A 12,967-nucleotide genomic window follows, 5' to 3' on the forward strand; every position below is an offset into this window, starting at 1 on the left:
GCCTAGCCAAAGTGACACCCCCCGCACGCTGGCGTTGTGAGTGTTGCCTATGCCGTTGCAAGCCGTTCGCCCGAAAATCCTAGGCTTTATCAGTGAACAGGCGTCGGCTTGGCTGGTGGCGTTGGTGGTGTTATTGGCAGGTTTTGCGCTGACGGCCATCGTCGCCTGGGCGGCCTCCGACCTCTATCAGCAACAGGTTCGCCAGCGCTTTCAGTTGCTGGTCAACGAGCGTTACAGCCGCTTGCAGGAACGTTTCGAGGATCAGGAACAACGCCTGAACAGCCTGCGGCGGTTCTTCGTCAACTCCGATGTTGTGTCCCGCGAGGAGTTCGACGGGTTTGCCCTGCCGTTACTGTTGCGCGCCCGGGCCTACGCCTGGGCACCCCGTGTGTTTCGCGGACAGCGCAGCCAATTTGAACAAGAGGTGTCCCGCCTGCGTGGGGTACCCTTTGTTATCCGTGAACTTAATAGCGCCGGCGAACTGGCCCCGGCGCCCGAGCGTGATGAATACGTTCCGGTGCTCTACAGCCAGACTCAAAGCCTGCTGGGGTCGCCCCTGGGTTTTGATCTGTTGGCCCAGCCCCTGCGGCGCTCGACCCTTGAGCGGGCGCAAAAGAGCGGCAAGCTGGCGGTGTCCCAACCGATGCAGTTGGTGGGTGTCGAGCCGGCTTATGCCACTGGTGTATTACTGGTCGCGCCGGTGAGTCACCTGCCCACGTCCGAGCCGTCCCCAAATGAGCCATACGGTTACGTAATGGCGGTGATCAGCATGCGCCAGTTGGTCGCCGAGGGCTTGCCAAAAGCGGAGCGGGACAACCTGGTGATGCAGATCGTCGACACCTCCGACTTGCAAAAGCGCGTGCTCTTCGAGTCCGGCAATGCCGTGGCCAACAGTGACCTTGCTGGCGCGCGTCGCCTGACCCTGGGCGATCATGTGTACGCCCTGAGCCTGCGCCCGAGCAAGGTGTTCGAGCAGGCCAACTATTCCTCGCTGTCCACGATCCTGACCATGGGTAGCCTACTCAGCCTGCTGCTCAGCGCCTTGCTCTATGTGCTGGTGAGCCAGCGCCAGCGTGCGTTGAAACTGGTGGAGCAACGCACTGTGCAGTTGCGCTTGCGTGAGCAGGAGCTACGTGGTGCCCATGGCCAGTTGCGCAGCGTACTCAACGCCGCTACCCAAGTGGCGATCATTGCCACTGACCTGCGCGGTGTGATCAACACTTTCAACGCCGGTGCCGAGCAGATGCTGGGGTACGAGGCCGACCAGGTGGTGGGCAAGCTGACCCTGGAAAGCCTGCACTTGGCGTTGGAGCTGGAGGCACGTTCCGCGAGCCTGAGCGTGACCTTGGGCAAGCGTATCCCGGCGAGCCAGGCGATGCTGGTGGAAAGCCCCGACAACCTGCACGAAGCCCGGGAGTGGACCTTGGTCCGCCAGGATGGCAGTCAGTTGATTGTGAACATGTTGGCCACCGTATTGCTGGATGACCATGGTCTGTGGATCGGTCACCTCGCGATTTACCTGGACGTCACCGAGCAGAAACGCGCTTATGAGGCCCTGGCGGCGCGGGACCGCCTGCTCAAGAAACTCAGTGCCCACGTACCCGGGGGGATCTTCCAATTCACCCTGGAACCCCAGGATAACTGGCGCTTTATCTACGCCAGCGACGGCATGCGCGATATCTATGAAATCGAGGTCAGCGCGTTGCAGCGGGACGCGACGAAGGTCTTCGAGCGAATCCACCCGCTGGACGCGGAACGGGTGCGGGCCTCGATTCGCCTGTCGGCATTGCAGTTGAGCCACTGGCGCGAAGAGTACCGGGTGCAGTTGCCGCAACGGGGGTTGCGCTGGATTCGCGGCGAGGCCACCCCGGAAGAGTTACCGGGGGGCGGTACGCTGTGGCATGGCTATGTGTCGGACATTTCGGACTTGAAGCGGGTTGAAGAGGAGCTGCGCGCGCTGTCCATCACAGATTCCCTGACCGGGATTCACAACCGTCGCTATTTCCAGGATCGCCTCAGGACCGAGATGGCGAGACTCAACCGGACCAGTGGGGCGCTGTCGGTGATCATGCTCGATATCGATCATTTCAAGCGTATCAACGACCAGCACGGGCATGCGGTTGGCGACGGGGTGTTGCAGGAGTTATGCAGGCGCATCAGTCAGCGTCTGCGCCGCACCGACGTGTTCTGCCGCCTGGGGGGCGAGGAATTCATGGTGCTGTGCCCCAATACCGATGGCGAGCAGGCTTATGGCCTGGCCATGGAGTTGTGGCAATCCCTGCGTAACCTGCCGATGGAGCCTGTGGGCATCGTCACCGCCAGCTTTGGTGTGGCCAGCTGGCGGGTGGATGAAGGCATTGATGGCCTGTTGTTGCGTGCCGACTCGGCGGTGTACGTGGCCAAGCAGGCGGGCAGGGACCGGGTAGAGGCCGAGAAGGCGCGGGCCTGATGCTCGCTCCTATAGGACGGGAGCCGCCGCCGCCAGTTTTGGCTGGCGGTACAGATCCAGCAGCACCTGGTCCAGCACCGACGACGCGCCCCACGGCTTCGGATCGTTGAGGATCGCCACCACCGCCCAGGTGTTGCCGTTGTTGTCGCGGCTGAACCCGGCAATGGCGCGCACGGTATTCAAGGTACCGGTCTTGACGTGGGCTTCGCCGCGCATGGCGGTGGTCTTCAGGCGTTTGCGCATGGTGCCGTCGGTGCCGGCGATCGGCATCGAGCTGATGTATTCCGCAGCGTAGGGGCTTTTCCAGGCGGCTTGCAGCATGGCGGCCATTTCGCGGGCGCTGACCCGTTCGGCACGGGACAGGCCCGAACCGTTCTCCATCACCAGGTGTGGCGCGGTGATGCCTTTCTTCGCCAGCCACTGGCGCACCACACGTTGCGCGGCCTTGGCATCGTCGCCGTCGGCATCGTTGCGGAACTGCGCGCCCAGGCTCAGGAACAATTGCTGGGCCATGGTGTTGTTACTGTATTTATTGATGTCGCGGATGATTTCCGCCAGGTCCGGCGAAAAGGCGCGGGCCAGTACCTTGGCATCCTTGGGCACCGGTGCCTGGATATCGCGGCCCTGGATGCTGCCGCCCAGTTCCTGCCAGATCGCCCGTACCGCGCCAGCGGTGTAGGTGGCGTGGTCCAGCAACGACAGATAAGTCTGCGAGCTGCAGCCATCGGCCAATTGGCCGCTGACGGTGACCGTCATACTGCCATCGGCGCCTGTGACCGGGTTGTAGCGTACGTCGCCGGTGCACTGCTTGGCGTTGGAGGCCTTGACCTGGTTGTCGATGCGGATGCTGGCAATCGGCGGCTCGACCGAGACGAGCACGCGCCCCGAATCGTTACGGGTCACAAAGCGCAGGGCCTTGAGGTTGACCAGCAGGGCGTCGGGCTTGACCAGGAACGGTTTGTTCTCGTCGTTGCCGTCATCATTGAATTCCGGCAACTGCGGTTGGTTGAAGAAACTGCGGTCCAGCACCAGGTCACCGGTGACTTGCTGCACGCCATTGGCCCGCAGGTCGCGCATCAGCAGCCAGAGTTTTTCCATGTTCAGCTTGGGGTCGCCGCCGCCCTTGAGGTACAGGTTGCCGTGCAACACGCCACCGCTGAGGGTGCCGTCGGTGTAGAACTCGGTTTTCCACTGGTGGTTGGGGCCGAGCATTTCCAGGGCCGCATAGGTGGTGACCAGTTTCATGGTGGAAGCCGGGTTTACCGAGACGTCGGCGTTGAATACCGTGGGGGTGCCGGGGCCGTTCAGCGGGATCATCACCAGGGACAGCGCAGTGTTTTGCAGCTTGGCTTTGGCGAGTGCCTGCTGGACGTTCGGGGGCAGGGTGTTATTGATCGGGGCTGCGGAGGTGGAAAAGGCCAGTGGCAGGAGAAAACTGGCGAGTAGCAATGGACGCAAAGATTTGATCATAAGAAGTAAAACCCTACTGCTGAGGAGGGTGAAAAAGGCGAGGGGTAGATAGGAAAATTCCCTCAATGGTCATGAAAGTGTCGGCATTATGCCCCAAGGTGAAGGCACTTGTAGCTGAACGATAGCTGGTAATTGGCGTTTTTTTAACAGCAAACGGCCGCCTGTCCCAGAGAGTCGGGCAATCGTCGTCTTAAACTGCTAAAGTGCCGCCCGTTATTACTTATGAGGATTGTTCCAATGGCGACTAACCGTTCCCAGCGTCTGCGCAAAAAACTGTGCGTTGATGAATTTCAAGAGCTGGGTTTCGAACTGAACCTGGACTTCAAAGAAGGCCTGAGTGAAGAAGCTATCGACGCTTTCCTCGAAGCATTCATCAAAGAAGCCATGGAAGCCAACGGCCTGGGCTATGTCGGCGGCGATGACTACGGTCTGGTTTGCCTGCAGAAGCGTGGCTCGGTCTCCGAAGAGCAGCGCGCTGCCGTCGAAGCCTGGCTGAAAACCCGTTCCGAGCTGACCAAGGCTGAAGTCAGCCCGCTGCTGGACGTGTGGTATCCGGAAAAGCCGATCAACGCGGCTAAGTGATACTGAAAAAAACGGCGACCTGAGGGTCGCCGTTTTTTTATGCCTTGCGCCAGTTCAGAATCAGCAGCGTCAACACCCCCGCCACAATCCCCCAGAACGCCGAGCCGATGGAAAACAACGTCAAGCCTGACGCGGTGACCATAAAGGTGATCAGCGCCGCTTCCCGTTCCTTCGGCTCATTCATGGCGATACTCAAGCCATTGATGATCGAGCCAAACAAGGCCAAGGCCGCAATCGACAGCACCAGTTCCTTGGGCAAGGCTGCGAACAGTGCCGCCAGTGTTGCGCCGAACACCCCGGCTATCCCGTAGAACACCCCGCACCATACGGCGGCGGTGTAGCGTTTATTACGGTCTTCATGGGCGTGGGGGCCGGTGCAGATCGCTGCGCTGATCGCCGCCAGGTTGATGCCGTGGGAGCCAAAGGGCGCCAGCACCAGCGAGGCCAGGCCGGTGGCGGTGATCAGCGGCGAGGCCGGCACGTTATAGCCATCGGCCCGCAGTACGGCGACGCCGGGCATGTTCTGCGAGGTCATCGCCACCACGAACAACGGAATCCCGATGCTGATGGTTGCCGCCAACGAGAAGTGCGGTGTCGTCCATACCGGCGTCGCCACTTCCAGGTGGAAACCGCTGAAGTCCAGCAAGCCCATCAGCCCCGACAGCAGGGTACCGATCATCAGGGCGGCCAGTACCGCGTAGCGTGGCGACAGACGCTTGATGATCAGGTAGGTGAAAAACATCCCCAGTACCAGGCCGGTGCGATGCTGCGCGGCGACGAAAATTTCGCTGCCGATCTTGAACAGGATCCCCGCCAGCAACGCGGCCGCCAACGATGCCGGGATGCGCTTGACCAGTTTTTCAAAGCTGCCGGTGAGCCCGCAGAGCGTCACCAGCACCGCGCAGGTGATGTAGGCGCCGATGGCCTCGCCGTAACTCACACCGCCCAGGCTGGTGATCAACAGCGCCGCGCCGGGGGTGGACCAGGCAATGGTGATCGGCGTGCGATAGCGCAGGGACAGGCCGATGCTGCAGACCGCCATGCCGATGGAAATCGCCCAGATCCACGAAGAAATCTGCGCCGTGGTCAAGCCGGCCGCCTGGCCGGCCTGGAACATCAGCACCAGGGAGCTGGTATAGCCGGTCATCATGGCGATAAAGCCGGCGACGACGGCGGAGGCAGAAGTGTCGGCCAGCGGGCGCAAGGGCGCTTGGGTGGCGTCGGTCATGGAGAGGTGTTCCTTTTACCTGGGTGTTTGCCGGTGACGGCGCAGATTCAAGCCTAAACTCAAACGTAACGACTCATTGCAATACAGACGGCACCGCAAACAGCCGTACAGTGTGTTGGCTCAGTGGGTTGTGTACAATGTGCGCTGTTTTTAGGTGATACTTGCCAGAGACCCCGTGTTGCCGTATTACCTTAAAGTTGCCGTATTACCGTTAATTCGCCGCCGTTCTCCCTACCCGAGTGCCCATGAACGAACAGTTGCAACCTCTCAAGAAACAACCGCGAGCCGGCAAGGTCGGTCGCAGCGGAACCCAGGACGATATCGTCTACGCGCATATCTTCGAGGCGATCCTCGAGCAGCGCCTGGCACCCGGTACCAAATTGAGCGAAGAGGCACTGGGCGAAATCTTCGGCGTCAGCCGCACCATTATTCGCCGCGCGCTGTCGCGGCTGGCCCATGAAGGCGTGGTGTTGCTGCGGCCCAATCGTGGCGCGGTGGTGGCGAGCCCAAGCGTGGAAGAAGCACGCCAGGTGTTCCTGGCCCGGCGCCTGGTAGAGCGAGCGATCACCGAGCTGGCGGTGCAGCACGCCACCGCCGAGCAACTGGCCGAACTGCGCCAGATGGTCAACGACGAGCGCGACAGCTTCTCCCGCGGCGATCGCGGGGCGGGCATCCGCCTCTCCGGCGAGTTCCACCTCAAGCTGGCCGAGGCCGCGAAAAACGCGCCGCTGATCAGCTTCCAGCGCAGCCTGGTGTCCCAGACCTCGTTGATCATCGCCCAGTACGAAAGCGGCAACCGCTCGCACTGCTCCTACGATGAGCACACGCAACTGATCGACGCTATCGAAGCGAGGGACGCGGCGCTGGCGGTGAATTTGATGATGCATCACATGGATCACATCGACAGCAAGCTCAACCTCGACGAGGAAAGTGCGTCGGATGATTTGCATGCGGTGTTCTCGCATCTGTTGCAGACCAAGAAGCCGGGGCGTTCTTCGGTCAAGCTGTAAACCCGATTAAAAAATGTGGGAGGGGGCTTGCTCCCGATGGCAGAGTGTCAGTCACTGAATTAAGTGCCTGATCCACCGCTATCGGGAGCAAGCCCCCTCCCACATTTGTTTTGTGTCGTGGCGCAGATCAGCGTTGGTGCACGAGTTTGCCGGCCGCATACGTCTGCAACACCGTCCGATCATCCCCCAGGGTCATCAACACGAACAACGTCTCGGCAATGTTATTGGCTTGCTTCAAGCGATAGCTCAGCAGCGGCGTGGCGTTGTAGTCCAGCACCAGGAAGTCGGCATCGGTGCCCGGCTGCAGCGTGCCGATCTTGTCTTCCAGGCGCAGCGCCCGCGCACCACCCAGGGTAGCCAGGTACAGTGACTTGAAGGGGCTCAACCGCGCGCCCTGCAGTTGCATGACCTTGTAGGCTTCGTTCAAGGTTTGCAGCAGCGAGAAACTGGTGCCGCCACCCACATCGGTGCCCAGGCCGACATTCAGCTTGTGTTTCTCGGCCATCGGCAGGTTGAACAGGCCGCTGCCGAGGAAGAGGTTCGAGGTCGGACAGAACGCCACCGCCGACCCCGTCTCCGCCAACCGTGCGCACTCGTCATCACACAGGTGCACGCCGTGGGCAAACACCGAGCGCTCGCCCAGCAGCTGGTAGTGGTCGTACACATCCAGATAGCCGCTGCGCTCCGGAAACAGCGCCTTCACCCACTCGACTTCCTGCTTGTTCTCACTGATGTGCGTCTGCATGTACAGGTCCGGGTACTCGCCCAGCAGTTGCCCGGCGAGCGCCAATTGTTCCGGCGTGCTGGTCGGCGCAAAACGCGGGGTGACCGCGTAGTGCAGGCGGCCCTTGCCGTGCCAGCGTTCGATCAGCGCCTTGCTTTGCTGGTAGCCGGATTCGGCGGTGTCGGTAAGGTAGTCCGGAGCGTTGCGGTCCATCATCACCTTGCCGGCGATCATGCGCAGATCGAGTTTTTCCGCCGCCTCAAAGAATGCGTTCACCGACTGCGGATGCACACTGCCGAACACCAGTGCGGTGGTGGTGCCGTTGCGCAGCAGTTCCTTGATAAAAATGCCTGCGACTTCTTCGGCGTGGGCCTTGTCGGCGAACTGGCTTTCGCACGGGAAGGTGTAGGTGTTGAGCCAGTCCAGCAACTGCTCGCCATACGCGCCGACCATGCCGGTTTGCGGCAGGTGGATATGGGTGTCGATCAGGCCGGGGATGATCAGCGCATCCTGGTAATGGGTGATGTCGATGTCGGCAGGCAAGCTCGGCAGCAGGTCGTCGGCATGGCCCACGGCGCTGATCCGGCCGTTTTCGATCACCAGCAGGCCGTCTTCGAAATACTTGTAGGAGGCTTCGATCCCAACTTCAGCGGGGTCGGCGATGCTGTGCAGGAGAGCTGCACGGTAGGCTTTGCGAGTCAAAGGCATGGTCGTCTCAATTGATAGCTTGGCTTCGGCGCGAGGCCGGCAGCAATTTGGCAATGGGTTCGGCGCTCGCGGTGTGCTGGCCGAAACTGGCGTTATAGGTGGCGATGATTTCGCCGGCGATGGAGATGGCGATCTCCACCGGCAACTTGCCCTTCACCTCGCTGAGGCCCATGGGGCAACGCATGCGTTGCATCTGCGCGGCGTCGAAGCCGCGATCGCGCAGGCGGTGTTCGAACTTGACGCGTTTGGTCTTCGAGCCGATCAGGCCGAAGTAGGCAAAGTCATTGCGTTTGAGCAGGGCGGCGGTGAGTTCCAGGTCCAGCGCGTGATTGTGGGTCATGACGATGCAGTAACTGCCCACCGGCAGGTCGGCAATTTCGTCCACCGGCTCTTCGCTGACGATTTTACGCACGCCCTGGGGGATATGTTCCGGAAACTCCTGCTCGCGGGAATCGATCCAGCGTACCCGGCACGGCAGGCTCGCCAGCAACGGCACCAGCGCGCGGCCGACATGGCCGGCGCCGAACACCGCGATCTGCGCCTGTACCTGGCCCATGGGTTCGAACAGCAGCACGGTGATGCCACCGCAGCACTGGCCCAGGCTGGCGCCGAGGCTGAAGCGCTCCAGATGGGTGTTCTGCTGGCCACGCACAAGCATGTCGCGGGCGATCTGCATGGCCTTGTATTCCAGGTGCCCGCCGCCGATGGTGTCGAAGGTTTGCGCGGCACTGATCACCATCTTCGAACCGGCATTGCGCGGCGTGGAGCCGAGCTCTTCGATGATGGTCACCAGTACGCAGGGTTCACTCTGGTTTTGCAGGTCGGCGAGGGCGCTGATCCAGTTGTTCATGTTTACCTCAACATTACTGTTGTCAGTTCGGGCAGCGCCTCGGTCTAGAGCGAAGCCATTTCAGTTTCAGTCTCGACAGCTGTCGCCGTCTGCAACTTGCGCATCTGCTCACACCCCCACAACACCCGCTCCGGTGTCGCCGGCGCATCGATCTTCGGCTGATGGCGATAATCAGCCAGGCTCGCCACCGCATCCTTGATCGCGCACCACGAGGCAATCCCGAGCATGAACGGTGGCTCGCCCACGGCCTTGGAATGGAACACCGTGTCTTCCGGGTTCTTGCGGTTTTCCACCAGCTTCACACGCAAATCCAAAGGCATGTCGGCCACCGCCGGGATCTTGTAGCTGGCCGGGCCGCAGGTCTCTAGCTTGCCCTTGTTGTTCCACACCAGCTCTTCCATGGTCAGCCAGCCCATGCCCTGGATAAAGCCTCCTTCTACCTGGCCGATGTCGATGGCCGGGTTCAGTGAGGCGCCCACATCGTGGAGGATGTCGGTGCGCAGCATCTTGTATTCGCCGGTCAGGGTGTCGACGATCACTTCGCAGCACGCCGCGCCGAAGGCGAAGTAGTAGAACGGGCGACCGCGGGCCTGGCTGCGGTCGTAGAAGATTTTCGGGGTCTTGTAGAAGCCGGTGCTCGACAGCGACACCTGGGCGAAATACGCCTGCTGGATCAACGCTTCAAAGCTCAGGATTTGCTCGCGCACGCGCACATGGCCGTTATGGAACTCCACATCCGCTTCGCTCACGTCGTACTTGCGCGCGGCGAATTCCACCAGGCGTTGCTTGATGGTTTCGGCGGCGTTCTGGGCGGCCTTGCCGTTCAGGTCCGCACCGCTGGAGGCAGCAGTCGGCGAGGTGTTGGGCACTTTGTCGGTGTTGGTGGCGGTGATCTGCACGCGGTCGATGTCCACCTGGAACACTTCGGCCACCACTTGCGCGACTTTGGTGTTCAAGCCCTGGCCCATCTCGGTGCCGCCGTGGTTCAGGTGGATGCTGCCGTCGGTGTAGATATGGATCAGCGCGCCCGCCTGGTTCAGGAAGCTCGCCGTGAACGAGATCCCGAATTTCACCGGCGTCAGCGCCAGGCCTTTTTTCAGGATCGGGCTGTGGGCGTTGTACAGGCGGACCGCTTCGCGGCGCTCGGCGTATTGGCTGCTGGCTTCAAGTTCGGCGGTCATCTCTTCGAGCATGTTGTGCTCGACGGTCTGGTAGTAGTGGGTGACGTTGCGCTCGGTCTTGCCGTAGTAATTGGCCTTGCGCACCGCCAACGGGTCCAGCCCCAGATGGCGCGCGATGGCGTCCATCACTTCCTCGATGGCGACCATGCCTTGCGGGCCACCGAAGCCGCGATAGGCGGTGTTGGACGCGGTGTTGGTCTTGCAGCGATGGCCGTTCACCGTGGCATCGCCCAGGTAATACGCGTTGTCGGCGTGGAACATGGCGCGGTCGACGATCGAGTTGGACAGGTCCGGCGAGCAGCCGCAGTTACCGGCCAGCTCCAGGTTGATCCCGTGCAGGCGACCGCTGTCGTCGAAGCCCACGTCGTATTCGATATAGAAGGGGTGGCGCTTGCCGGTCATCAGCATGTCTTCGACGCGCGGCAGGCGCATCTTGGTCGGCTGGCCGGTGAGGCGCGCCACCACCGCGCACAGGCACGCCGGGCTGGCGGCCTGGGTTTCCTTGCCGCCGAAACCGCCGCCCATGCGGCGCATATCGACGACGATCTTGTTCATCGACACATCCAGCACTTCGGCCACCAGCTTCTGCACTTCGGTGGGGTTCTGCGTGGAGCAATAGACGATCATGCCGCCGTCTTCGGTGGGCATTACCGAGGAAATCTGGGTTTCCAGGTAGAAGTGTTCCTGGCCGCCGATATGCAGGGTGCCCTGGAGGCGGTGCTTGGCGGTCGCCAGCGCGCCGGTCGAATCACCCCGTTGGTGGGTGTGGCTGTCGAGCACGAAGTGCTTGTTGCGAAAGGCCTCGACCACATCCAGCACGGACTCCAGGTCTTCATATTCGATCACGGCCGCCATCGCGGCCTTGCGTGCGGTGTCCAGGTCGCGGGCGGCCACGGCCAAAACCACCTGGCCGACGAACTGCACCGTGTCTATGGCCAGCAAGGGGTCGCCGGGCAGCAGCGGGCCGATGTCTTTCAGGCCCGGCACGTCTTCGTGGGTGATGACGATACGCACACCGTCGAAGGCGTAGCAGGGCGTGGTGTCGATGCGGATGATCCGGGCGTGGGCGCGGTCGGACATGCGTGCATACAGGTGCAGTTGGTTGGGGAATTCCAGGCGGTCATCGATGTACTGCGCTTCACCGGACACGTGCTTGGCGGCGCTGTCATGCTTGACGCTGCGGCCGACCCCGGAGGTCAGGTCCTGGGCAAACAGCGCGGCCAGTTCGGCCTGGGTTTTTTCCACGGCGTGATGGTTAGACATAAGCGGTCACCCGAGTCTCGATGTGCGGCGTTTGCAGTTCGATGAAGTATTTGCGCAGCAGGTTCCGGGCGCTGAGCAGGCGGTATTCCTTGCTGGCGCGGAAGTCCGACAGCGGGGTGAAATCCTCGGCCAGGGCAGCGCAGGCTTTCTCGACGGTGGCGGCGTTCCAGGTGGCACCGACTAACACGGCTTCGCAGTTTTTCGCGCGTTTTGGCGTGGCGGCCATGCCGCCGAACGCGACGCGGGCATCACTGATCACACCGTTGTCGATCTTCAGGTTGAATGCAGCGCAGACGGCGGAAATATCATCGTCCAGGCGCTTGGAAACCTTGTAGGCACGGAACAGCGCGTGGCCCTTGGGTACGATGATTTTCTCGATGAACTCGCTGTCCTGGCGCGCCGTCACACGGTAGTCGATGAAGTAGTCTTCCAGGGCCAACGTACGGCGCGTGTTGCCTTTGCACAGCACGATCTGCGCGCCGAGAGCGATCAACAGCGGCGGCGAATCGCCAATGGGCGAAGCGTTGCCGATATTGCCGCCCAGGGTGCCCTGGTTACGAATTTGCAGGGAAGCGAAGCGGTGCAGCAGGTCGCCGAAATCCGGGTATTCGTGGTGCAGCACGGTGTAGCAGTCGGAGAGGGCAGTGGCGGCGCCGATTTCCAGGCGGTCGTCGAAGTCCTCGATGCGCTTCATCTCTTCAATATTGCCGACATAGATCATCACCGGCAGGGTGCGGTGGAACTGGGTGACTTCCAGCGCCAGGTCGGTGCCGCCGGCCAGCAGGCGGGCTTGCGGGTAGGCGTCGTAGAGGTCGGCCAGGTCGGCAACGGTGAGGGGCACCAGGCAGCGTTTGTCGCCGCTGTTGAGTTCACCGGTTTGGGTCGGCGCGATGGCTTTGAGGCGGGCGATGGTCTCGGCCTGGCGGCTGTCGAACTGGTCCGCCGGTTTGTTGCAGCAGGCCTGTTCGGCGGCGGCCAGGATCGGCCGATAGCCGGTGCAGCGGCACAGGTTGCCGGCCAGGGCTTCGTGGGCCTTCTGGCTGTCGGGGGCGTCGCTGTTCTTTTGCAGGGCGAACAACGACATCACAAACCCGGGGGTGCAAAAGCCGCATTGCGAACCGTGGCACTCCACCATGGCCTGTTGCACGCTGTGCAGTTGGCCCTGGTGCTTGAGGTCTTCGACGCTGATCAGTTGCTTGCCGTGCAGCGACGATACAAATGTCAGGCAGGAATTGAGGCTGCGATAACGGATCTGCTCAACGCCCTGAGGGTCGGTGTGCAACTCGCCGACCACCACCGTGCACGCACCGCAGTCGCCGCTGGCGCAGCCTTCCTTGGTACCGGGTTTGCCCACATGCTCGCGCAGATAGTTGAGCACGGTCAGGTTGGGGTCCAGGGCGTGCTCGCTACGGAGTTCCTGGTTAAGTAAAAACTGGATCACGGAAGGCCTCGCAGACTCATTATTGTTGTTAACCGCTTTGCGCCGAATCTAGTCATGTCTG

The 12,967-nt window shown here is 61.7% G+C and carries 9 protein-coding genes; 3 read left to right on the top strand and 6 right to left on the bottom strand.

Annotated elements, in window-relative coordinates; genetic code table 11:
* Positions 1-49: 49 nt before the first annotated feature.
* The gene (locus Q8X51_RS00400; RefSeq protein WP_407693393.1) at positions 50-2,449 is read left to right on the top strand and encodes a sensor domain-containing diguanylate cyclase; all 2,400 of its coding nucleotides are present in this window, start codon (positions 50-52) and stop codon (positions 2,447-2,449) included.
* 9 nt (positions 2,450-2,458) lie between these two features.
* Here Q8X51_RS00400 and dacB read toward each other — a convergent pair whose 3' ends face one another.
* Positions 2,459-3,919: a D-alanyl-D-alanine carboxypeptidase/D-alanyl-D-alanine endopeptidase gene (gene dacB / locus Q8X51_RS00405; protein ID WP_065924767.1), complete on the bottom strand. Its 1,461-nt coding sequence runs from the start codon at positions 3,917-3,919 to the stop codon at positions 2,459-2,461.
* Between the two features lie 237 nt (positions 3,920-4,156).
* Here dacB and Q8X51_RS00410 point away from each other — a divergent pair, with 237 nt between their 5' ends.
* Entirely contained in the window at positions 4,157-4,501 is a 345-nt protein-coding gene (locus Q8X51_RS00410; protein ID WP_010208515.1) for a YggL family protein, read from the top strand.
* Between the two features lie 37 nt (positions 4,502-4,538).
* Here the strand turns inward: Q8X51_RS00410 and Q8X51_RS00415 are convergent, their stop codons facing one another.
* Positions 4,539-5,729: a benzoate/H(+) symporter BenE family transporter gene (locus Q8X51_RS00415; protein ID WP_065924766.1), complete on the bottom strand. Its 1,191-nt coding sequence runs from the start codon at positions 5,727-5,729 to the stop codon at positions 4,539-4,541.
* A gap of 245 nt (positions 5,730-5,974) precedes the next feature.
* On the opposite strand from Q8X51_RS00415, the gene Q8X51_RS00420 reads away from it, so the two are divergent.
* The gene (locus Q8X51_RS00420) at positions 5,975-6,739 is read left to right on the top strand and encodes a GntR family transcriptional regulator (RefSeq protein ID WP_065924765.1); all 765 of its coding nucleotides are present in this window, start codon (positions 5,975-5,977) and stop codon (positions 6,737-6,739) included.
* A 127-nt stretch (positions 6,740-6,866) separates the two neighbouring features.
* Here Q8X51_RS00420 and guaD read toward each other — a convergent pair whose 3' ends face one another.
* Genes guaD through xdhA form a run of 4 tightly spaced genes read right to left on the bottom strand, consistent with a single transcriptional unit; the run spans position 6,867 to position 12,906 of the window.
* Positions 6,867-8,171 carry a guanine deaminase gene (gene guaD, locus Q8X51_RS00425; protein ID WP_407693394.1) on the bottom strand — a complete coding sequence of 435 codons (1,305 nt, stop codon included), beginning with the start codon at positions 8,169-8,171 and terminating at the stop codon, positions 6,867-6,869.
* Positions 8,172-8,178: 7 nt separating this feature from the next.
* Positions 8,179-9,021, bottom strand: coding sequence for a xanthine dehydrogenase accessory protein XdhC (gene xdhC / locus Q8X51_RS00430; RefSeq protein ID WP_065946886.1), 843 nt, complete (start codon positions 9,019-9,021; stop codon positions 8,179-8,181).
* A 44-nt stretch (positions 9,022-9,065) separates the two neighbouring features.
* Complete coding sequence (xdhB, locus tag Q8X51_RS00435; RefSeq protein WP_407693395.1) at positions 9,066-11,465, bottom strand: xanthine dehydrogenase molybdopterin binding subunit; 2,400 nt, start codon at positions 11,463-11,465, stop codon at positions 9,066-9,068.
* The gene (xdhA, locus tag Q8X51_RS00440) at positions 11,458-12,906 is read right to left on the bottom strand and encodes a xanthine dehydrogenase small subunit (RefSeq protein ID WP_065924761.1); all 1,449 of its coding nucleotides are present in this window, start codon (positions 12,904-12,906) and stop codon (positions 11,458-11,460) included. Before xdhA ends, xdhB begins: the two co-directional genes overlap by 8 nt.
* Between the last annotated feature and the right edge of the window lie 61 nt (positions 12,907-12,967).

Source organism: Pseudomonas sp. Yb2C2, assembly GCF_052112325.1.
Lineage (GTDB): Bacteria > Pseudomonadota > Gammaproteobacteria > Pseudomonadales > Pseudomonadaceae > Aquipseudomonas > Aquipseudomonas marginalis.

What these genes read in the sequence shown, in the direction of transcription:
- Q8X51_RS00400 (WP_407693393.1), top strand. Translation starts at nt 50, where the DNA reads ATGCCGTTGCAAGCCGTTCGCCCGAAAATCCTAGGCTTTATCAGTGAA.
- dacB (WP_065924767.1), bottom strand. Translation starts at nt 3,919, where the DNA reads ATGATCAAATCTTTGCGTCCATTGCTACTCGCCAGTTTTCTCCTGCCA.
- Q8X51_RS00410 (WP_010208515.1), top strand. Translation starts at nt 4,157, where the DNA reads ATGGCGACTAACCGTTCCCAGCGTCTGCGCAAAAAACTGTGCGTTGAT.
- Q8X51_RS00415 (WP_065924766.1), bottom strand. Translation starts at nt 5,729, where the DNA reads ATGACCGACGCCACCCAAGCGCCCTTGCGCCCGCTGGCCGACACTTCT.
- Q8X51_RS00420 (WP_065924765.1), top strand. Translation starts at nt 5,975, where the DNA reads ATGAACGAACAGTTGCAACCTCTCAAGAAACAACCGCGAGCCGGCAAG.
- guaD (WP_407693394.1), bottom strand. Translation starts at nt 8,171, where the DNA reads ATGCCTTTGACTCGCAAAGCCTACCGTGCAGCTCTCCTGCACAGCATC.
- xdhC (WP_065946886.1), bottom strand. Translation starts at nt 9,021, where the DNA reads ATGAACAACTGGATCAGCGCCCTCGCCGACCTGCAAAACCAGAGTGAA.
- xdhB (WP_407693395.1), bottom strand. Translation starts at nt 11,465, where the DNA reads ATGTCTAACCATCACGCCGTGGAAAAAACCCAGGCCGAACTGGCCGCG.